Raw genomic sequence first — 21061 nt, 5'->3', positions numbered from 1 at the left:
TTTATTTCTTTATGTTATTTTTATATAATTATTTCGGCATAATATTAGCTTTACGAACAAACTTATCTACATTAACCGGTTAACTTTTTACTTTATTATATAACGCAAGCAGCTTTTCCATTGGAATACCATTTACTTTCATACCGGCTATATCACAATTTTCTATTTCCATATTTTTTAGATTACTACTACTTATCGTACTCCCTTCTAAATCACATCTATTAAATGAAATAGGATATTTATTTTCTCCAAGACTTGTATCTTTAAATTGAACTCCACCTAAAATCACCAAACTAAATTTACTGCCAGAAAGATTTAAATCTGCATATGAAGAACTTCTAAAATTAATATTTCTAAACTTGGATTGACTTACATTACAATTGCTCATATTCATATTCCTTATATTGCTGCCAACAAATGAACTATTTTTTAAATTTACTTGATAATACTCTGTATTTTCCAAGTTGCAGTTTTCGTATTGGCTATTTTTCATGTCTTCATTTTTAAATACACTTTCTTTGTTTGAGCTCGTCCCTATTCTTTTCACGTAACAATACTCATCTTCTGATTCAAAAATTGTTTGGTAACCCATCTTTTTATAAAAATGGTGATTATTAATTTGTCTACTCGATGTTTCGAGATCCCAAATCCTTATGCTTGGATATTCCGCTTCTATTAATTTAATAACATTTGATCCAATTCCTTTCCCTTGATAAACAGGCTCTACAAAAATACGATCAATCCGGCCATATGACTTACCTGAGATCGTAACTATAATTCCCCCGATTATTTTTTCATCCATTATTACTTTATAAGAATCCAATTCTTCGATTGAATATCTCATCATTTCTACTGAAGAATACCCTGGTGGTTGGATGTTATAGTCAATAACATCACCTTGACCACATAACCATCGTTCTGCTTCTTCATCAAATGTTCTTGTCATTATTTCTGTTAATTTTTCAGCATCTAAAATTGTAGCTTTTTCTATAGATATTATTGCCATTTTTGTTTTCCCCTTTATTATTACAAGATAATATTTTTGTAAACAATACAGTTATAAAATAAAGAAAATTAAAATTAATCACTCTACTTATTATTAAACTACAAATCAACCTATATTTTCCACTGTTCTTTAGATGAATAAAAAAGAGACCATGCAATATAAACATGATCTCTTCTATTATTTATTTTCACTTGTATATAATTTAAAATTAGTTTTTATTTCAGCCACTCGTTACAACTATTACTTAACTCCTGTAAATCCTCTATAAATCGACTTGCATGATATCCATCACAAACCGAATGATGTACTTGCAATGAAACTGGTAGCATAATCTTATTTTCTTCATTAAAATATTTCCCACAAGTTATAATCGGTAATAAAAAATCACCATCATTATTAATATTAAGATTAAATCCAGTAAAACTAGTCCAAGGTATACTTGAAATCGGAAATACATTAGGCGGAATATTTTCTTTCGTGAAAAGACCATGAACACTAGCATAACATCTCATATCTTTTTCATAATTTTTATAGAAAATGCGAAAATCACTTGAATAATCCGTCCATATACTTGAAAAAGACTTATCATCTTTATGAAAGATTGTATAACTCGGTATCATTTCCTCCCAATAGCCTAAAGCTCCTTCATCATTAAAAGATGTTCGAAATTCTTTATGATTATTTACTACTTTAGAAACTAAGTATATAAAAACGGGATAAAATTTTATTCCCTTTTGATATACTTCCTCTAATAACATCGTGATATCAACATTAACAGTCATACTAAATGTACATTTCAACTTTAAATAATGCTCAAAATACTGCTCTCTATTCCAATTTTCTCTATCAATTACATGAAACTTCATTTTAATAGCCTCCTAAAATTTTCTTTTTATTTTAGGAGGCTAATTTCCTTGCTTTCACCATAATTGTTCACTCCTAACAGTTTACATTTCACCCTAATTGTTTATTTAATTATATTACATCTATAAGAATCAATTCACATATTTCTGGAAATCCATCCACATACTATAAATAAATCAAATAAAATTTGGAGGATTCATACATGAATAACAAAAATATAAATAAAAAAGAAAATGTTATCGAAAACACTACACCTATTCAAAATAATAATACTGCCAATCTTACTATCGAAGAACAAGCAATGAACGGGTTATATGGAATGCCAGAAACCGATATTGAAGATGCTGATCATGCTGCATCTGATGATTTGACTTCAAAAAATTAATTACATTGAAAAAAGCCAAGGAAAATATCCTTGGCTTTTTCAACTACGCATCCACTTTTTGTATCTCTTCACTCTTCCTTGAAAGTTTTCCTGGCCAAAAAGCAAAGCGGCCTAAAACGACTGTGATTGCCGGTACAAGTAGTGGTCTTACAATAAACGTATCTAGTAATACACCAATTGCTGTTACAATACCAAATTGAACGAGCACTTGAATTGGAAGTGTTCCTAATACAGCAAAAGTTCCGGCTAAAATTAAACCTGCAGATGTAATGACACTACCTGTTTGTATAACACCATTTTTTACTGCATCCAAATGATTTTGTGTCTTTCTGTTTTTCCATATTTCTGAAACCATAAAGATATTATAATCTTCACCTAAAGCAACTAGAAATACAAATGCGTATAACGGTATTGCACCTTGAATAGCCGGTGCCCCCATACCGAAGTGAAGTAATATCCATCCGGCTCCTAATGCAGAGAAAAATGATAAAACAACAGTTACAATTAAATAAATCATCGCGACAATTGATCGTAAGTAAACAAGTAATAATAAAGCTATAATACTAATCATTACTGGAATAATAACCGCTTCATCACGTTCTGTAATTTGCTTTGTATCATATAATGAAGCCGTTTCTCCGCCAATCCATAGTTGATCTTCTGCATTACTAACTCCAGCGTCTTTTAATACTTTTTCTACACGAGTTTTCAATTTAGGGATTTGATCTAATGCTTCAATTGAGTATGGATTTTCAGCTAAAGAAACCTCATACATTTTAATTTGCTTATTTTCTTTCCCCTCTTTTGGGTCTTTCACTGTTTTTACGAAAGAAAATTTCTCTAGTTCTTGTTTAATAGGAAGCTCTTTTCCTTTCGTGTCAACAACAACTTTTACTGGCGCTAGTTCACCAGCTGAAAAATGATCACTAATTAACGTAAACCCTTCGCGTGAAGGCATATCTTTAGGAAACGATTCTAATAAGTCATACGTGTATTGAATACGTGGTACAAATGATGCCAATCCCCCTAATACAAATACAGTAAGCATAATGATTGTCCACGGTCTACGTACTACAACATCTCCAAGTTTTTTACTAAAGGCACCTTTTGATTTTTTAACTTTTACTACTTTCTTTTTCCTTCTTGCTAATTCCTCATTCATCGAAGTTGTTCTCGGTACAAACGGGAAGAATGCAGCTCTACCGAAAATTAATAATAACGCTGGTAAAATTGTTAAAGCAGCGATTCCCATAATAAATACAGCAACACTAAATGGTACTGCAAATCGATGGAAGGCACCATAATGAGCAAGTAATAATATTCCTAATCCAAGTACAACTGTTAACGCACTCATTATTATGGCCCCGCCAGAAGCTTTAATTGCAAGTTGCAGCGCCTTATATTTGTTTTCTTCTTCTAACAAGTACTCCCGATATCTCGAAATTAAAAATAGACAATAATCCGTTCCAGCACCAAACAATAGTACTGTCATAATTGATATCGCTTGGGCATCGACTTTAATCCATCCGTGATCAGCTAAAAATCCAAGTGTAGGACTAATAATGCCGTATGCAAAACCAACAACAAGTAAAGGTAAAATCGCTAATATTGGTGAGCGGTACAATAAGATTAATAAAACCAATACAAGTAATACAGTAGCAACTAACAGTTTTACATCAGCTTGACTAAATAAGCTAACTGCATCCGTTTGAATGCCTACAGGTCCAGATAATCGAACATGTAAACCAGCGTCACTAATTTTTCGTTTGAATGGATCTTCATCGACTTTACTATTCACTATGTTTCTTAAATCTTCAAGATTTCCTTTTAATATATCTGTTCCAGCCGACTTGTTAAAAAATACCGGTGTAACAAATGATGTACCGTCTTTTGAAGCACTTTTTGATAATACTTGTTCCGGGATTGTATCAAATGGTGGTAACGTTGATTGTTCCTTTAAAGGACTAGCTTTTAACTCTTTATAAACGTCTTGTATGAGTTTATAATCTTGTGACTGTAATCCACCATCTCTATACCATACTACTAACAACGGATTCCCCGCATTATTCGGAAACTCTTTTTTCATAAGTGCTTCCGCTTGCTGCGACATAGCTGTTTCGGGTAAATTTTTCGGGTTCGGTTCTTTCGTACTGTTTACTTGTGGTAACGTAAATGAAAGTAATAATGTAATAAGAATCCATACCGATAAAGTGATCCATTGCGTATTTTTCCCTGCTACAAGCCTCCCTAACATATGTAACGGGTGCTTTTTCATAAAAAACCCACCTTCCTTTTTTCCTCCACTATTAATTATATATACTGGTCGGTTAATTAATCAAGAATGAATAAAAATTATGTTATAATTATCTAAACAATACATGTCAGGAGCGAATGGATTTGGAACAAAAACAACGCCCTCTTGGAAGGCCTCGTCAAAATAAAAATACAAAATCTACAAAAGAAACCATTTTAGAAGTTGCAACTCGGTTATTTCTTACTCAAAATTATCAAGTCGTTTCTATGGAGGAAGTAGCAAAAGTTTGTGGTGTTACGAAAGCAACCGTCTACTATTACTATTCAACAAAAGCAGATTTATTTACCGCTACTATGATTCAAATGATGGTACGTATACGTGAGAATATGTCGCAAATACTCTCTACAAACAATACTTTAGAAGAGAGATTATTAAACTTTGCTAAAGTTTACTTACATGCCACAATGGATATCGATATGAAAAATTTTATGAAAGATGCAAAACTGTCGTTATCTGAAGAACAATTGAAAGAATTAAAAAAAGCTGAAGATAGCATGTATGAAGTGTTAGAAAAAGCACTCGCTAAAGCGATGCAATTTGGAGAAATCCAAAAAGGAAACCCTAAATTTGCCGCTCATGCATTCGTATCTTTATTATCAATTGGGAATTTTAAAGATGAAAATGACAATCCTATTCTTACAAATATAGATGAATTAGCACAAGAAATCGTTTCTTTTTATTGGAACGGATTAGGACGTTAAAATTACATGGGTTTCCTTTAATAAAAAAGCATGTTTGTATTTCTTCAAACATGCTTTTTTATCATTTTTTACAAATTTTGAAGTTGAATCTTTATATTCCCCTTACTTAATCCCCCGTGGTAACAAACTACAGATTCAATATCTAGATTTAAATACTTCTTCAAAGACTGCCGTGCTTCCATAATATTTAAAGTTGTTGGAGCATGAACTCCTCCTAACACTCCATTCACACTATACATCGAGTCTCCAGCGACAAGAATTTTGCTTCGTTTCAAATATAAACTAATATGCCCCGGAGTATGCCCTGGAGTATGGAGAATTCGTATTCCACCGCAATACGGAAGTTCTTGCCCGTCAATCACAGTGTCACTCACTTTTCCTTTTGGTGGATTCTCTACATGTACATCTTTCAATAAAGGTAAATCTCCCTCAATATATGGCTTATCTAACTCGTGCGCATATACTTTAATATCGCTTACACCATTCTCAAATACATCAGGAAGGCTACCTATATGATCTATATCCTGGTGTGTCAAAATCACAACTTTTAGCTTATCAACAGATACCCCAACTCTCTCCATCTCTACTTGTATATCTTCGAATTGTCCAGGAAAACCAGTATCTATTAAAACTGCCATTTCATCATTCCATAAAAGAATTGGGTGAATGATAAATTCTTGAAATTTAAGTTGTAACATTTCTACCCCTTTAGCAATCTCCATACAGCAATTCTCCTTTATAACTGAAGTTTGAAAATATGTACGAGTAAACTGAAAATATAAAGCACCGCTATCTCATAATATGTTTTGTCATCCCAATAGAGAATGCTTCAAACCCTATAGATTCATAATAAGATTGCAATTTTCCCACACACATAAGTTGCGGAATAACCTTGTTTTGTTCGCAGTGATGGATTAATCGTTTCACTATGTCTTTTCCAATACCAATATACTGATACTCCGGCATTACACATACACCGCAAATAACACCTGTTATTACACCATCTGATATAACACGCCCCATACCAATTAATTGTTGCTCTTTAAATGCGTATATTGCATACCAACTTTGTTTACACATTTGTTCTAATTCATTCACTGTTAATTTAAGAGAATTCCATCCTAAAGATTCATATAAAGCTAATAATTCATTAAATTTTGTAGGATGTTCACTTGTATAGTGTATACTATTTTTCATGTAAATACTCCCTATTCTATAGTTTGTTAATGTTTCATAAAATTCCCCTTATGAAAATTGCGATTGACGTGAAAATAACTAGAACAAACTTCAATAAGAAAGATAGAATTCCTTCTCAACATAAAATAAAAAGAAGTTATCTCACTTGAGATAACTTCTTTTATGTAAGACTCTCATTATATTATCAACCAAAAAATATACAACTGCATACGATTAGCACAAACAAAACTAATAAACCATTTGAGAAATAACCCATTGAATACTACCCCTTTATTAAATTATGTAAAAGATTTTATCATAAAATGATTTACAACTTAATAACTGAAAAAGACATTGTATTCATTAGTTACGTATATTTAGTAATATTTTAATTTCTATTCATATTCTCCTTACTTTATTGTACTAGAAACTAAAAAGAATTCTCTTTCCCTTTTCATCCCTCAACTAAAATTCAATAATACAAATTTCGAAATGTTAATATATGATAAAATAAATTTAACAACACTTTACTTACAATAATAAGGGGGCCTGCTCATGAAGGCGAATCTAGGAACAATAAAAGAACACTTAAACAGTGAAGAAGATATTCTTTCTACACTCTACTGCGTAATAAATTTTGGTTATATCAGTAGATCTGGCATTTTAGCTGCTACAAATAAAAGATTATTGTTCTGTTCTGATGCTATGTTTGGAAAAGGACTAAAATGGGAATTCAAATATACTGAAATAGAAGATTTCAGTCATACGGATGGGGTTGTATTAGAGATGTCTGCAATTCCCTTTATCAAAAAAATAACCATGAACCATGGAGACGATTTTATTGTCTTTGATAATTTTTCAAGCCCACAAAACGTACAATCCTTTTTTAAGTTGGTTCAATCCAAGCAATAAACCTATCAAGACTCTTACATATACCATATTCTTTGACACGGTAAAGCTTATAGAATGTAAAAAGAGGGTTGCATTTGCACCCCTCTTTTTATATGTCACTGTTTTACTTTAAAATCTCTTTTTCACACATAGCTCTACTTATATTTTTTTGACTCATAATACCTTCTTAATTTTCATAATGTTTTCACCTAACTAAACGTATGATTTAGATTATCTTCATTATGCATGCTACAATCTTTCAATAGACCACATTTAACATTATATAATTTTTATAATTAGATAATACAAATTTATTTACGCTACTTTTACAGCTTTATTCTTCAAAATAAACTTTGCAAATAAGAAACGCACAAGTGGCCCCATAATAATTAATTGTAATGGATAAGCCATAATGAAATTTTTAATAAAAATTGTAAAATATATTGAAACAAATGAATCCCCTTGTAGCCCACCATGTAAATGCATCATAGCCATTCCGAAAAATGACATAAAGAACACCATTCCGATTACCATTGCTGTCGCCATCGCAACTATAATATTTATTTTCTTCGATTTATCAAACGGTAGCATGAATACAATTTTTTTCGCACAAGGTCCAACGATACATATTTCAATTAATAGCGCAATAATAAATCCAATTAGTAGTTCTAATGCAATCTCCTTAATATGAATTGGCCCTCCTGATCCATTCGTTAGTAAATTGTAAAACGTCATTACGATAACCATCCCAAGGCACATCATCATACCAAATTGGAGGTTTTCCTTTCTTGTTGTTGGCAAAATTCATCATCCTTTCTCTTTGAGTCTTTGTCATTATATCGATATTGGAAACCTCTTCGTAAGTGAACATTTTGTGAACAAATTTAAAACGTTTTCATATATTTTCTTTGCTTTCAACTCAAATTCTCACTTTTACTTATAAAGGTTTTATATATTTCAATGTTGAATTACTAAATTGAAACATTACTACTAGGAGGAGAACCATGAATGAACAAGGATTTTTCGTATATCATATCGTAACAAGGAAAAAAATGAAGATTGGACAAAGCATTCAATTTAATAAAAATCAAACTAATACGCTATTCCACTTCTTTTTTGAAAGAAAACATTTAAATTCTAATGGTAAAGATTCTATACAAATTTTAAAAGAACATTATACAAATGAAGAATTACATATAAAGAATGAAAATGCTACAGTCGTTATGAATTACATGGATCAAACAATTAGAGCCATTAGAGAAACGATTGTGGAAATGGTTAGGCTGCAAGAATATCCTGATTATCCATCAAGATTGTCTTGTTTATATGCTGCTAAAAGCTATGAAGATGCTTTAAAATGGAAAGCATTATTTGATTCTTACAATCGAGAAGTTTTGCAGATTGTTAAACTACGAGTAATCGGAAGTTCTTTTGAAGGTGACGGGAATCTTTTACCGAAAGAAGATGCTATTCCTTTTTCTCAAAAAATGGAACAAGCTAGAGAATATTGGAAAGGAAATGTGAATAACGAACTCCCTGAGCTACTCATTAATGGCGAAATTGAAGTAGTCGAAATTATTGATGACTTTTCCTCAATGCATGTTTAATTTCTAACTAAATCAAATAGGATGGAGATTACAATGATGAAAAAAGTGTACTTCAATCATGATGGTGGTGTAGATGATTTAATTTCACTATTTTTATTACTTCAGATGGATAATGTCAAACTTACAGGTGTTTCAGTTATCCCTGCTGATTGCTATTTGGAACCAGCAATATCTGCAAGTCGCAAAATTATTGATCGCTTCAGCAAAGAATATATTGAAGTAGCCGCATCAAATTCCCGTGCGAAAAATCCATTTCCAAAAGACTGGCGGATGCATGCATTTTATGTAGATGCTTTACCAATTTTAAATGAGGCTGGAAAAGTTATAACACCTGTAGCAGCAAAGTCTGCACATCATCACTTAATAGAAACGCTTCTACAAACGGAAGGAAAAACAACTTTATTATTTACGGGACCCCTAACTGACCTTGCTCGTGCATTATATGAAGCTCCCATAGTCGAAGATAAAATTGAACGTCTCGTTTGGATGGGTGGTACATTTCTTACCGCAGGCAATGTACATGAACCAGAGCATGACGGAACAGCTGAGTGGAATTCATTTTGGGACCCTGAAGCAGTGGCTCGTGTATGGGAATCAAAAATTGAAATCGACTTAGTGACACTAGAAAGTACAAACCAAGTTCCATTAACTATAGACATACGTGAACGTTGGGCAAAAGAACGAAATTATATTGGTGTAGATTTCCTTGGCCAATGCTATGCGATGGTTCCTCCCCTCGTTCACTTTTCAACGAACTCTACTTACTACTTGTGGGATGTACTAACAACTGCGCTTGTCGGAAACACTAACCTCGCAAAAACTCAAACGATTAATAGTATCGTTCATACATACGGACCAAGCCAGGGGCGTACAGTGGAATTTGATGGTGGGCGACCTGTAAATGTAGTATATAATGTAAACCACAATGGATTTTTCAACTATATAACTGAATTAGCAAAGAAGGCTTCTACTTGAACCACTATCTATACGAAAAACACATAGAATGACACCCCTCCAGACAATGATTCCCCATTTAGAATTTGGTTGAAACTACATATTTAAGTATTGAAAAGAGTATTGAATTAAATTTCAATACTCTTTTTGTGCAATTTAATTATATTGGATTCATGTCGTGTCTTATTGATTATTCATTTCATAACCATTTACAAAAAACGTTATTGTTTCTAATTCATCTTCATTTAATTCTCTATCTATGTCTCGTTTATACGCTTCCTTTATCTTCCCTTCATCGCCTTTATGTATTTCAGTATAAGTTCCTACTGTTTTTAACATACGAATCTCTTGTAAAAACTCCTCTCGATTTATCGCTTCCCCATGAGAGAGAATATATGTCTCAGCATCAAATTTTTCTAATTCATCTATTAATGCAAACGTTCTTTTCGTCGTATAGTTCCACTTCGAAGAAAAAATATCTGCATATATACAGTCTCCTAAAAACAATATCTTTTCTTCTTTTATGTACATAACAACTGAATCATGTGCATGATCTCCGCCCACATGTTTTAACACGCAGGTCACCTCACCAAGGTCTAATTCAATTTGATCCTGGAACGTTAAGGTTGGAAGAATAATTTTAATATTTCTCGCTTTTTCTTCAAACTCTTTTTTGATGCAATCCGCACAAAATGCAATTTCCGTACCCTCTTTTACGCGTGCGTCCAACGCTTCATCTGTCCATTCATAAGATACTATTGCCTGCATTTCTTTTTTCGTTTCAGCGTGTGAAATAGTTAATGCATTCTGTAATACAGATAATCCAAAAATATGATCCCAATGCCAATGCGTTAGTGCTACAAAATCAGGATTCGATACATTTTTTTCTTTTAACATTTCTAAAAATAATTGTGCATGTTCCTCTGAATTCCCTGCATCGATCATTAACGTTTTTTCTTTTCCAATGACCATTCCTAATATAGGTCTATCTGTTTCAGAAACTGGTGTCATATACCAAAATGAGTTTCCTATTTTTTTAATTTGTTGCATCATTTGTTCCTCCATTTACTATTACTCTCTTGAATTATTATCTGTAGAACCTTTATCAAGCACATAGGGTGAAATTATATTGCTTTCTTTAAAACGTAATAACTTTTTCTATCCATTTAAATATGCATCCCAATCGTAGTCTTCAATTTTATAGAATCTACCTTCATCATTTCTTTCATATGCACATAAAGGTGGTTCCTCAAGAAATTTTAAAATAGAATCATCTATATTCAAAATGACTCCAATTGAAATAATTTGAAAGTTTTTAGGATTATTGACATAGTCATCACTTTCATAACCACTCAGTATTGACCAACCAGAGTCACCTTTTTCTCTTGAATCCTCTTTAAGCATAAAGTTAAATTCTCTTTTTTCAAGTACATCATTACTAACAATTACCTTCGTATCAAAATAAAAATCCCAATCTTTTGAAGATGGATCGTCATATTCCGTATCACATATATTTTCAATCCCAAATGAAATTTTATCACCTATTTTTAAATCTAAGCGATATGGTTCATTGCTCAGTTCCCCTACAAACTTTTCTTCCGGCAGACTACTACCATAGAATAGCAATCTTCTCCCAACTCATTGCCTTCCCAATCATTATATATATGTAATAATTCAAAACCATTCGCTACTAATAATCTTTCTAACTCCTGCGGGTACGTATAACGAAGATCTATCGTTGTTTTTATTTCCTCTACTAGAGTATCCCCCTCATAAAACCTTCTTGTTGTTATGTAGTGCTGTATTTGTTGAATTGAATCGTATGTCATTTCAGTATATAAATCACATTTTCTTCCCTTTTCATCATTAACAGTTGTCCAATATTCTTCTATAGATGGTTGTATTAATTCTTCTTTTGAAGGGAAACGTGTATCGAATATGAATATACCATTCTCAGCTAACACATGATGAATAGATGTTAATAATTGATTTTGATGAATATTTGTAAGGAAATGCTGGAATCCATGCCCCACCATAAATGCTAGCGAAATGGTATCTTCAATGTTCAATTGTAAGCAGTCTTGTTGTAACCATTTTACCTTCTTACAATCCGTAGTTTTTATCTTTGCTTCAGCAAGCATGCCTTCATGTATATCTACACCAATCATTTGATATCCATTTTCTATAAATGGAATTGTAACCCTTCCTGTACCACAGGCAAGATCTAGAATCCATTCATTTTGTATATGTAGTTTTTGTGCCCATGATAGTAAAAACGGAAAATCTGATAAACTTTTATTTTCTATATCATATCGTTTTGGATTTTCGTATTCAGATAAACTCCATTTTGTTTGCAAAATTATTCCTCATTTCATATTTACACTTAAATTTAATATATAAATTATAACGAATTATTAGTTTTTTCTCTATAATCAAACACAATTACTTGGACTAATCTAACTTTCCTTTTCGTAAGCTAAAAATAAGGTGGAAGAATCGGAGTGTGATACGATGGAACGATTATGGATTCCTATGATAGTTACATTTTTTTCATTTGGTGGCTTATTATTAGGCGGTGCTGTTGGCATTGCTACGCGCCAGCTAATTGAAGAAAAAATGCATCGTTTATATGCATTATGTGGCGGAATTTTACTTGGACTCTTACTACTTGAAATTATTCCTGAAACATTTTCAAGTTATGAAATGATTGGACCTATACTTGGTATGGCTATCGGTATTTTAATTATGAGCTTATTAGATAACTATTGTCACCATCCAATGATACATACAAAAGATCAACAAGCATGGCAAACTTTCCTTTTTCTCTCTTTCGCTATATTTATTCATAATTTGCCGAGTGGATTTGCTTTGGGTACTGCTTTTATTAATCATGCTGACTCTGCCATACCTTTTTTAATAGCAATCGTCGTTCACCATATTCCTGAAGGCTTAGCATTAATTATCCCCTTTCTATTTACAAAACATAAATATATTTCCTTTTTATTAACAACTTTATTACTATCTCTTATTCTCGGTACCGGTACAGTTTTTGGAATTTTAATGGAAGGAAAAGCGCTTCATTTACAAGGACTCATTATGGGAAGTGCTATCGGTTCACTTGGCTATGTCACAATTCATGAAATGCTTTGGAAAGCAAAGAAGCAGCTCTCTTTCCTTTCATTTTTAACATGGGCATCTAGTGGATTTTTACTAATAACAGTATTTACACTATTCGCTGGTCATCATTAAAGATAATAATATTATCATTTGTATATTTTTCCTTTTTCTCCAAAACATAATAGTATCTACCTGATTATAAGGAGGAACAATTATGTTTGGAAAAACAGCCGGTGAAGCATTAGTTGATTTATTAATTGACTGGGGCGTAGAACACATATACGGTATGCCTGGAGATTCCATCAATTCTATCATTGAAGCTTTAAGAAAAAAACAAGATAAAATTAAATTCATTCAAGTTCGCCACGAAGAAGCTGGTGCATTAGCAGCGGCTGCCTATGCGAAATTAACAGGAAAACTTGGCGTTTGTATGGCAATTGCAGGACCTGGTGCTATTCATTTATTAAATGGTTTATATGATGCGAAACTCGATAAAGCCCCTGTTCTAGCAATTTCAGGTCAAGTAGAAACCGATTTACTCGGAACGGATTTTTTCCAAGAAGTAAATTTAGAAAGAATGTTTGATGATGTCGCGGTTTATAACCAGCGTATTATGTCAGCAGAGCAACTACCTGCCGTAGTGAATCAAGCAATTCGAATGGCTTATACGAAAAAAGGTGTATCCGTTCTTACAATTCCAGATGATGTCCCGAAATTCGAAGTAAAAAATGGTGCTCGTATTACAAATACTTCTTTTACTTTGCCTGAGTTGTTTCCACAAAAAGAAGATTTAGATGCAGCAAAACTCGCAATAAATACAGCGACAAAACCTGTTATTTTAGCTGGTAAAGGAGCAAAACATGCGAGAGAATCTTTACTTGCATTTGCAGAACATATTGGTGCTCCAATCGTACTTACATTACCAGCTAAAGGCGTTATTCCGGATGAACACCCTCTTTGTATTGGTGGATTAGGATTAATCGGAACGAAACCTTCTTATGAAGCAATGAAGCATGCAGATACTTTAATTATGGTTGGTACTTCTTATCCGTTCACTGGTTTCTTACCTGAAAAAGCTAAGACAATTCATATCGATACAGATCCTGCCCAAATTGGGAAACGTTATGCGACAGATATTGGTTTAGCTGGTGATGCTGAAAAAACTTTACGATGGTTAATTGAAAATGTTGAAGAACACACAGACCATTCCTTCTTAGAACATTACCAAGACATGATGAAAAAGTGGGAAGAAAAATTACACGATCAAGAAGAAGACTCTTCCATTCCAATTAAACCACAACGCGTTATGCATGCTCTGCAGCAAGTAGCACATGATGACGCAATTCTATCAGTCGATGTCGGAAATGTAACAGTATGGACAGCAAGGCACTTCCGTATGACAAATCAACAATTTATCATTTCTAGCTGGCTCGCAACTCTTGGCTGCGGTTTACCTGGTGCTCTTGCTGGAAAAATTGCATTCCCGGATAAACAAGTATTTGCAGTTTGTGGTGACGGTGGTTTTGGAATGACAATGAACGACTTCGTAACAGCTGTTAAATATAAACTACCAATTGTTGTCGTCGTATTAAACAATAATAAAATTGCGATGATTAAATTCGAGCAAGAAGTCATGGGTAATATCGAATTCGAAACAGACTTAACAAACCCTGATTTTGCAAAATATGCAGAGGCGTGTGGAGGTATCGGATACCGCGTTGAACATATAGATGAATTACTCCCAGCTTTTGAAAACGCAGTAAAACAAAACAAACCATGTATTATCGATGTAGTTGTAGATGCTAACGAAGCACCAATGCCAGCAAAAATCACATTTGGTCAAGCTGCTGGTTATACGAAGCATATGATAAAAGAATTATTTGAAGAAGGTAAGATTGATTTACCACCACTATAAACAGAAAAAGATAGCTGAAAACAAGTTGCTTTCAGCTATCTTTTTATTTTTGTATCTCTCTATAAAAAGAAAAGTCATTCGTAGTTGGTTGTACTTGTTTCTCTGCTTGCACTTCTCTACCTTTCCGCTCTGGCCTTCTCGTATTTCCTAACTTAATCGCATCTTGCATACTATTACTAACTAGATTTCCTGCGAGAATTGTCATACTATAAAAAGCAATCGGTATAAGTACAATCCATGTATGTGTAGTTAAATGGCGGAAGTTTTGACCAATTAGGCCAGTCCATTCTTTTGTTACACTATCTGGATCCATTCCACTGAAGGTTATTGTTCCGCCAAAAAATAATTGTAACAAACCAAGATGTAAAAGAAGTAATAACGTACTTACAAATTGTTGTGCTACTAATAAAAGAAATGGTGGTAACATATGAGGCCATATATGGCGCTTCAACCTCTGCCACTTACTACCGCCGAGCACAGTGGCTGCCAACATAAATTCTTCTTTCTTAATACGTTTTACTTCTTGCGCTACATACAACATCACTGTTGGTACAGCGAGACATACAAGAACTATAATTTGAAATGCCACACGCAAATATAACGGCACAACTTCTGCTCCACTATCAAACGTTAATACTTCATTTAACATAAAATAAGAAATCATAACCATCGGTACAATACTAAAAGGATCAAAAAAGGATGAAATAACTGGAAAAGAGCGTTTACCATACATACCAAGAAGTAAACCAATTCCCCCTCCAACTATAACTCGTAAAATCGCTATAATTATACTTGCACCAACTGTCCATTTTGCACCTTCTATTATTAATTGAACAAGGTCACGACCTTTCACATCACTTCCAAACCAAAATTTACTTGATGGTGCAAATGGAGCTGCCTCTAGTTCCCCTTTTTCGTTATACATCATCGTAAGTTCACGAATATTCCCATCAAAAAACAACGTATATCCAATACTAACAATCATTAGTACACTCAAAAAAGTAATACCTATCCAAAATCTCACATCTCTTTTTACAACTTGCCACATGTTACACACGCTCCTTTATAACATTTTGTAAGAACGTATGTAATAAACGAAATAGTATAAAAAGCGGTACGTATAATATTACTAGACTCACTGTAAATATTTCTAATTTCGAATTTTCTTTTACAAAAACAAACATACCGTACGTATTAAATATCCATTCAATAATATATAAATTTGATAACATAAATAAAATATTTGTTTTTGCATAATAGATCGTTGTTAACAAAACATTTCTTGAAATATGATGTGTTAAAATATGTCTTAAACTAAGCCCTTTACTTTTAGCAAATAAACTATAATCTTTCTCTAATTCTTCTTTAAACCGTAATAACAACAGTTTAATAAACAATAATGTTGTTGGTATTGTAAGACATATAATTGGTAACAAACGTATCCTTTCTTCCCCTAATCCAGCCAGTTTGATCGGCATAACTCCTGTTTTTTGAAACATAATTACGACAAGAAGTTGCGATAATAAAATAAGTAATATATCTGGTATACTCTCAAGCGTAAGAAAAATCCCGTTCCACATTTTCTGTTTCATATGAGAACGTTGTAATACCCAAATGACAAGTATATACGCTATAAGCAAAGAGAGTAAAAAAGCTGAAAGAAATACAATCATCGTTTCAATATAATGAATCCATATTTGCGGAAATAATTTTCTTGAATCCCGAAATCCATATGTAATTTCACCCGGTTGAAGTAACTTCCCTCCAAGAAATACAATCGTATTCCAAAAACCGATTAAATCAATTTGTAATCCCTTAAATAAACGTGGTAGCGCTCCTAGGCAGATTATACATAAAATTGCAGCTACTAGTTGTAAACAAGTAATCCCACACCACTTAACCATTCGCATCAACATAACAATTTCCCCTTACCACACGATAGAATATTCAGAAATAAAAAACTAAATATATCACATCTCTTTAGCTACTGTATGTACTTGCTTTTGCCCACTTGGTAAAATAGCTTGATATAAACATGTAACAAACAATAATAAACCAAATAAAATAATATACAATGTATCTGCAAGAATCCATTTTGGGAATAACATCGCTATCGCACCGAGAGATAAAAGCTGGAATCCTGTCGTTAATGGACTAAGCAAGCTTTGTACACGCCCCATGAATGACTCTTCTACAATTTCATACATCCAGCCCGATATTGCAACATTAATAAACGGTAAAAAGAAAGTCGCAAAAGCGATACATACATAAAAAGACCATACGTGATTTACAAAGTAACACATACCGAAGAAGATCCCTGAACCTGCCATACCAAATACAATAATAGGTTTAGGAGCATATTTCTTACCTATACTCGTTGCTACTATACTTCCAATTAATAATGAAATCCCTCCAACTACACCGCCCACCATTGCTAAACTTTCATACGTTGCTGGTGCCAATTTGTATTTTAATATGTAAGTAGTAGATACGCTTAAAATACCATTTAATAAACCAAACACGATAAATCCTAAAAGTAATTTTTTTAAAGTTTCATTTTGGTATATATACTTGATCCCTTCTTTAAACTCTGTTATTAACATCTTCAAATTAACTTCTTTCCATTTTGTTCTCCCATTTGGTAAACGAACTTTTTCTGGAATGGAGATCGTTTGAATCAAAATACCACTCATAATAAAAGTGAGCGTATTTACTAAAATGCTCCCGTAAATTCCAAAAGTCCAGTACACCATCGTTGCAATTCCTACACCAAACAAAGCATACAAACTATTTACCATTTGATTCATACCCGCTGCTGCACCGTATTGGTCTGATTCAACCACTCCCTGTATCATCGACTGTTCTGATGGAGAGAAAAATTGTATACATGCATTTTCCAAAAACAAAAATATAAAGACAAGTATAATCATCCCGTAATAAAGCGAAATTAGGATTCCAATATTACAGAGCGAACAACATATATTACTTATCGTACAAATACGTTGTCTATCAAAACGATCCACTACTGTCCCTACTAATAGAAAAAAGATTAATGCAGGTAACGCAATCATAATTTGCGTCATTGTTGCGTAAACTGGTTGTTTTCCGTATTGATCTAACAAGTAAAACATTAAAGAAATTCCAGCAATCATAGAACCGAGTCGTTCTAAAATATTCGCTAGAAAAAATCGTGCATACACTTTGTTGCGAAATAACTGTAGCATTTCTTTCATATTTCGTATCCTTTCTCTCGACAAAATAGTATTATTTTAGTCATTTCTCGGAAGTTATATTATATTTTTCGACCATTATCCAATCTTTTCCTTCTGTATAGAGAACATTATGAAAAAAGCCCTTGTTTTCAAACAAGGACTCTTTTCATAAACTATTTAGCTACTTCTTCTTTCGGCATTACCATACCTTTATAAAGTTGAACAGTTATCCAGTAATAGATGAAATAAATGACTAAGAAAATCCCAATTGGCACCCACACTTTTACAAACGGGTCAACTAATATAAAACTAAATAAGTTAAGCCCTACTAACACGTGAGAAATACCAATGATTGCTGGGAAGATAAATAAATATGAAATTTCTTTATATATACTTTTCGTTAACATACTACGTCTCACACCGATTTTTCGTAACATTTCATAACGGCGTACATCACGAGAAGCACCTGTTAATATTTTGAACATAAGGGAACTTGCCATCATTGCTAAAAATGCAATTCCGAGGAAAAATCCCATAAACATTGTTCCACTCATGAAGCTGTTCATAAATTGATAAATTGTCATTTTCGTAAATAAGTCTACTTTTGTACCTGTTGTTTTTTCAATTTGTTCTTTTTGTCTCTTATCTATTTCGATCAACAACGGTTTATACTTTTTCATATCATCTACTTTTGCTAATGTTACAGTGTGTTCTGTTCCTTGAATTCCTTTATAATGTGCTTCATCTGCAATTCTTACAGGTTTTCCGTTAAATTGATTATGTGTAATTTGTATTTCTCTTACAATTGCATCTTCCCAATCTCTCGGCATACGAGGGAATTTTGCTGATTCAGGAGCCTCTAAAGCAGAATATACAGGTTCAGTTAAAGGTTCAGTCACACGTTTACGAACAGGCTCTTTTAAAGTTTTTGTATCAAAGTGGTCTGAAACAAGTGGCGGTTTCGCAGTTAAATCGTTACGTAAGTAATAAACCGCTTCTCCATCTACTTTATACTTGTACTGGCTTTCTTCCACAATTTCCATTTCTTTTAATGCAGCTGTATCTTGTTCATTTGGATCATGAATTACGACATCATATACACGTGAGAAGTCTGTCATAATACCTACATTTTTTTGGAATGCCATACCTGCAGTCATCGCACCTGCGCCTAATGCAATTAACATTGCTACAGTACCTAATACTCTCGATAAGCTATTTACTCGAAAGCGTAGCTGTGCATATGTAAAACTATTTAAGCCCGTTTCATTTCGTTTTTTATTCCCTTTAATTTTCATCACAAAAAATGGGAGCAATGAACTAAAGATAAAATATGTTCCAAGTGTTGTAACGATTGTCGCTATTATAAAACCGAGTTCAGCAAACGTTTTTATATTTATCATAAAATAGTATCCTGTACTTACTAGTAATACACCAAGTACAGTCATTATAATAATGCGAGTTTTGCTTTTCTTCACTTCATCTAGTGTTTCATCTTCACGTATTAATTCTAATTCTGTTTTACGTAATAAGCGGATGCTATTCATTAAACCAGTAATAAAAAATAGTACTAAAAAGAAAATAGCTGTAACTATGATTGCTGGTGTATATACAGATGAATAACTACCCTTTGCTGAAATTTCCATACCATTCATTAAAAAGTTTCCTGCTACACTTGCTAGTAACATCCCTACTAAAATCCCGATAATAATACTAACAATACCCATACCGAATGTTTCAATAAATAATAATTGTGCTACTTTTTTCTTTTTCGCACCAAGCATCATGTACATACCGAGTTCTTTTCTTCTTAACGTGAGTAAGAAAGAATTGGCATATATAATATAAAATACAGTGATGAAAGATAATAGTATTGCACCTACCCAGAATACGAGTCTAATACTACTAATAAGACTATTATCCTTCGTAAATTCACTATTCATCGCCATCGTTTGGAACATGTAAAAAATACTAATACTAATAACGAGACCGATAAGTAAAACCATATAATCTTTTAACATCTTTTTCATACTATGACGTGATAATTTGAATAACATAGTCTCGCCCCCTACTTAGACTCAGCAGCTGAGCCCATATGAGCGAGCACACCTAAAATGTCTTGATAGAAACTTTCTCGCGTTCCTTGACGCTTTAATTCTTTATATAGAAGACCATCTTGAATAAATAATATACGCTCACAATAACTCGCACTAAATGCATCGTGTGTAACCATCAAAATACTTACATTGTGATTTTCATGTAAATCTTGCATCGCTTCTAATAAGCTTTTTGCATTTTTACTATCAAGTGCTCCTGTCGGTTCATCTGCTAATACGATTGCTGGATTATGTACTAAAGCTCGTGCTGCCGCTGTTCTTTGCTTTTGTCCACCAGAAACAGCAGTTGGATATTTTGTTAAAATTTCAGTAATTCCTAATTTCTTCGCCACCTCATTTACCTTTCCAGTAATCTCACTTGAAGGTACACCTTGCAGAGAAAGTGGTAAAGCAATATTTTCATAAATTGATAAGTTTTCTAGTAAGTTAAAATCTTGAAAGATGAACCCTAATTTTTGAGATCGAAAATCTGATAATGCATTCCCCTTCATAGAAGTAATATTTGTACCAGCTATTGTCACACTGCCACCTGTCGCTTGATCCAATGTACTAATCACATTCAGTAAAGTCGTCTTTCCAGATCCAGAAGGACCCATAATCCCTACAAATTCCCCTTCTTTAATACTTAATGACACACCCCTTAATGCTTTTGACTGATTCTCATTTCTTTTCCCATACGTTTTTTCTACACTTTCTACAGTAACTACATTTGTTGACATCTCTTTCACTCCATCCCTTTTGTATAAATTTAATTTCTCACACATTTCTTATCTTTTTCTCATGTAAATTCTTAAGAATTTTTTAA

General features: G+C 33.0%; 20 protein-coding genes and 1 pseudogene. 7 read left to right on the top strand and 14 right to left on the bottom strand.

Features of this window, described 5'->3' with window-relative positions; genetic code table 11:
• Positions 1-79: 79 nt before the first annotated feature.
• Together PDQ40_RS04770 and catA are read right to left on the bottom strand one after the other, a co-directional pair.
• Complete coding sequence (locus tag PDQ40_RS04770) at positions 80-1006, bottom strand: GNAT family N-acetyltransferase (protein ID WP_000974857.1); 927 nt, start codon at positions 1004-1006, stop codon at positions 80-82.
• Between the two features lie 215 nt (positions 1007-1221).
• Positions 1222-1872, bottom strand: a complete 651-nt coding sequence (catA, locus tag PDQ40_RS04765; RefSeq protein WP_000668564.1) for a type A chloramphenicol O-acetyltransferase — start codon at positions 1870-1872, stop codon at positions 1222-1224.
• Positions 1873-2072: 200 nt separating this feature from the next.
• Here catA and PDQ40_RS04760 point away from each other — a divergent pair, with 200 nt between their 5' ends.
• A complete protein-coding gene (locus PDQ40_RS04760) occupies positions 2073-2255 on the top strand; it encodes a DUF4021 domain-containing protein (RefSeq protein WP_270691257.1) in 183 nt (60 codons plus the stop codon).
• Between the two features lie 43 nt (positions 2256-2298).
• Here the strand turns inward: PDQ40_RS04760 and PDQ40_RS04755 are convergent, their stop codons facing one another.
• A complete protein-coding gene (locus PDQ40_RS04755) occupies positions 2299-4530 on the bottom strand; it encodes an MMPL family transporter (protein ID WP_073541504.1) in 2232 nt (743 codons plus the stop codon).
• A gap of 122 nt (positions 4531-4652) precedes the next feature.
• Here PDQ40_RS04755 and PDQ40_RS04750 point away from each other — a divergent pair, with 122 nt between their 5' ends.
• Positions 4653-5270 carry a TetR/AcrR family transcriptional regulator gene (locus PDQ40_RS04750; protein ID WP_000436042.1) on the top strand — a complete coding sequence of 206 codons (618 nt, stop codon included), beginning with the start codon at positions 4653-4655 and terminating at the stop codon, positions 5268-5270.
• Positions 5271-5338: 68 nt separating this feature from the next.
• On the opposite strand, the gene PDQ40_RS04745 is transcribed toward PDQ40_RS04750, so the two are convergent.
• Positions 5339-5992, bottom strand: a complete 654-nt coding sequence (locus tag PDQ40_RS04745; RefSeq protein WP_000401513.1) for an MBL fold metallo-hydrolase — start codon at positions 5990-5992, stop codon at positions 5339-5341.
• Between the two features lie 67 nt (positions 5993-6059).
• Positions 6060-6467, bottom strand: a complete 408-nt coding sequence (locus tag PDQ40_RS04740; RefSeq protein ID WP_000797951.1) for a GNAT family N-acetyltransferase — start codon at positions 6465-6467, stop codon at positions 6060-6062.
• A gap of 534 nt (positions 6468-7001) precedes the next feature.
• Here PDQ40_RS04740 and PDQ40_RS04735 point away from each other — a divergent pair.
• Positions 7002-7358 (top strand): PH domain-containing protein, encoded by a 357-nt coding sequence (locus PDQ40_RS04735; RefSeq protein WP_000646618.1) that lies wholly within the window; start codon positions 7002-7004, stop codon positions 7356-7358.
• A 294-nt stretch (positions 7359-7652) separates the two neighbouring features.
• On the opposite strand, the gene PDQ40_RS04730 is transcribed toward PDQ40_RS04735, so the two are convergent.
• Positions 7653-8138: a DUF2798 domain-containing protein gene (locus PDQ40_RS04730; protein ID WP_270691256.1), complete on the bottom strand. Its 486-nt coding sequence runs from the start codon at positions 8136-8138 to the stop codon at positions 7653-7655.
• 203 nt (positions 8139-8341) lie between these two features.
• On the opposite strand from PDQ40_RS04730, the gene PDQ40_RS04725 reads away from it, so the two are divergent.
• Both PDQ40_RS04725 and PDQ40_RS04720 read left to right on the top strand, forming a co-directional pair.
• The gene (locus PDQ40_RS04725; protein ID WP_001005240.1) at positions 8342-8944 is read left to right on the top strand and encodes a DUF2441 domain-containing protein; all 603 of its coding nucleotides are present in this window, start codon (positions 8342-8344) and stop codon (positions 8942-8944) included.
• Between the two features lie 33 nt (positions 8945-8977).
• Positions 8978-9919 (top strand): nucleoside hydrolase, encoded by a 942-nt coding sequence (locus PDQ40_RS04720; RefSeq protein ID WP_270691255.1) that lies wholly within the window; start codon positions 8978-8980, stop codon positions 9917-9919.
• A 162-nt stretch (positions 9920-10081) separates the two neighbouring features.
• Here the strand turns inward: PDQ40_RS04720 and PDQ40_RS04715 are convergent, their stop codons facing one another.
• From PDQ40_RS04715 to PDQ40_RS04705, 3 genes and pseudogenes are all read right to left on the bottom strand, one after another.
• Positions 10082-10948 carry an MBL fold metallo-hydrolase gene (locus tag PDQ40_RS04715; protein WP_001184077.1) on the bottom strand — a complete coding sequence of 289 codons (867 nt, stop codon included), beginning with the start codon at positions 10946-10948 and terminating at the stop codon, positions 10082-10084.
• A gap of 108 nt (positions 10949-11056) precedes the next feature.
• Positions 11057-11497 (bottom strand): annotated as a pseudogene (locus PDQ40_RS04710) (immunity protein Imm33 domain-containing protein); the annotation flags it as partial.
• Positions 11482-12255 carry a class I SAM-dependent methyltransferase gene (locus PDQ40_RS04705; RefSeq protein WP_270691254.1) on the bottom strand — a complete coding sequence of 258 codons (774 nt, stop codon included), beginning with the start codon at positions 12253-12255 and terminating at the stop codon, positions 11482-11484. The gene PDQ40_RS04705 and the pseudogene PDQ40_RS04710, both read right to left, overlap by 16 nt.
• Positions 12256-12409: 154 nt before the next feature.
• Between PDQ40_RS04705 and PDQ40_RS04700 the strand changes: the two genes are divergently transcribed.
• Positions 12410-13147, top strand: coding sequence for a ZIP family metal transporter (locus PDQ40_RS04700; RefSeq protein WP_000440593.1), 738 nt, complete (start codon positions 12410-12412; stop codon positions 13145-13147).
• 82 nt (positions 13148-13229) lie between these two features.
• A complete protein-coding gene (locus PDQ40_RS04695) occupies positions 13230-14930 on the top strand; it encodes a pyruvate oxidase (RefSeq protein ID WP_076868065.1) in 1701 nt (566 codons plus the stop codon).
• Positions 14931-14973: 43 nt separating this feature from the next.
• Here the strand turns inward: PDQ40_RS04695 and PDQ40_RS04690 are convergent, their stop codons facing one another.
• The 5 genes from PDQ40_RS04690 to PDQ40_RS04670 all read right to left on the bottom strand — a co-directional run bounded on the left by PDQ40_RS04690 (position 14974) and on the right by PDQ40_RS04670 (position 20975).
• Complete coding sequence (locus PDQ40_RS04690; protein WP_000267884.1) at positions 14974-15978, bottom strand: ABC transporter permease subunit; 1005 nt, start codon at positions 15976-15978, stop codon at positions 14974-14976.
• Between the two features lies 1 nt (position 15979).
• Positions 15980-16846 (bottom strand): ABC transporter permease subunit, encoded by an 867-nt coding sequence (locus PDQ40_RS04685; RefSeq protein ID WP_000929038.1) that lies wholly within the window; start codon positions 16844-16846, stop codon positions 15980-15982.
• A gap of 54 nt (positions 16847-16900) precedes the next feature.
• Positions 16901-18172 (bottom strand): MFS transporter, encoded by a 1272-nt coding sequence (locus tag PDQ40_RS04680; RefSeq protein ID WP_255254330.1) that lies wholly within the window; start codon positions 18170-18172, stop codon positions 16901-16903.
• Between the two features lie 143 nt (positions 18173-18315).
• The gene (locus tag PDQ40_RS04675; RefSeq protein ID WP_001992351.1) at positions 18316-20196 is read right to left on the bottom strand and encodes an FtsX-like permease family protein; all 1881 of its coding nucleotides are present in this window, start codon (positions 20194-20196) and stop codon (positions 18316-18318) included.
• A gap of 11 nt (positions 20197-20207) precedes the next feature.
• Entirely contained in the window at positions 20208-20975 is a 768-nt protein-coding gene (locus PDQ40_RS04670) for an ABC transporter ATP-binding protein (protein WP_000106430.1), read from the bottom strand.
• Positions 20976-21061 lie beyond the last annotated feature (86 nt).

Origin of the sequence: Bacillus cereus group sp. Bc061 (assembly GCF_027715825.1) — a bacterium.
GTDB classification, from domain to species: Bacteria; Bacillota; Bacilli; order Bacillales; family Bacillaceae_G; genus Bacillus_A; species Bacillus_A paranthracis.
Note: the sequence above shows the minus strand (reverse complement) of the source record. Positions and strands in the feature narration are given on the sequence as shown.

Excerpts from the sequence above, each read along its gene's own strand:
- PDQ40_RS04770 (WP_000974857.1), bottom strand. The coding sequence starts at position 1,006 with ATGGCAATAATATCTATAGAAAAAGCTACAATTTTAGATGCTGAAAAA.
- catA (WP_000668564.1), bottom strand. The coding sequence starts at position 1,872 with ATGAAGTTTCATGTAATTGATAGAGAAAATTGGAATAGAGAGCAGTAT.
- PDQ40_RS04760 (WP_270691257.1), top strand. The coding sequence starts at position 2,073 with ATGAATAACAAAAATATAAATAAAAAAGAAAATGTTATCGAAAACACT.
- PDQ40_RS04755 (WP_073541504.1), bottom strand. The coding sequence starts at position 4,530 with ATGAAAAAGCACCCGTTACATATGTTAGGGAGGCTTGTAGCAGGGAAA.
- PDQ40_RS04745 (WP_000401513.1), bottom strand. The coding sequence starts at position 5,992 with ATGGAGATTGCTAAAGGGGTAGAAATGTTACAACTTAAATTTCAAGAA.
- PDQ40_RS04740 (WP_000797951.1), bottom strand. The coding sequence starts at position 6,467 with ATGAAAAATAGTATACACTATACAAGTGAACATCCTACAAAATTTAAT.
- PDQ40_RS04735 (WP_000646618.1), top strand. The coding sequence starts at position 7,002 with ATGAAGGCGAATCTAGGAACAATAAAAGAACACTTAAACAGTGAAGAA.
- PDQ40_RS04725 (WP_001005240.1), top strand. The coding sequence starts at position 8,342 with ATGAATGAACAAGGATTTTTCGTATATCATATCGTAACAAGGAAAAAA.
- PDQ40_RS04720 (WP_270691255.1), top strand. The coding sequence starts at position 8,978 with ATGATGAAAAAAGTGTACTTCAATCATGATGGTGGTGTAGATGATTTA.
- PDQ40_RS04715 (WP_001184077.1), bottom strand. The coding sequence starts at position 10,948 with ATGCAACAAATTAAAAAAATAGGAAACTCATTTTGGTATATGACACCA.
- PDQ40_RS04700 (WP_000440593.1), top strand. The coding sequence starts at position 12,410 with ATGGAACGATTATGGATTCCTATGATAGTTACATTTTTTTCATTTGGT.
- PDQ40_RS04695 (WP_076868065.1), top strand. The coding sequence starts at position 13,230 with ATGTTTGGAAAAACAGCCGGTGAAGCATTAGTTGATTTATTAATTGAC.
- PDQ40_RS04690 (WP_000267884.1), bottom strand. The coding sequence starts at position 15,978 with ATGTGGCAAGTTGTAAAAAGAGATGTGAGATTTTGGATAGGTATTACT.
- PDQ40_RS04685 (WP_000929038.1), bottom strand. The coding sequence starts at position 16,846 with ATGTTGATGCGAATGGTTAAGTGGTGTGGGATTACTTGTTTACAACTA.
- PDQ40_RS04675 (WP_001992351.1), bottom strand. The coding sequence starts at position 20,196 with ATGTTATTCAAATTATCACGTCATAGTATGAAAAAGATGTTAAAAGAT.
- PDQ40_RS04670 (WP_000106430.1), bottom strand. The coding sequence starts at position 20,975 with ATGTCAACAAATGTAGTTACTGTAGAAAGTGTAGAAAAAACGTATGGG.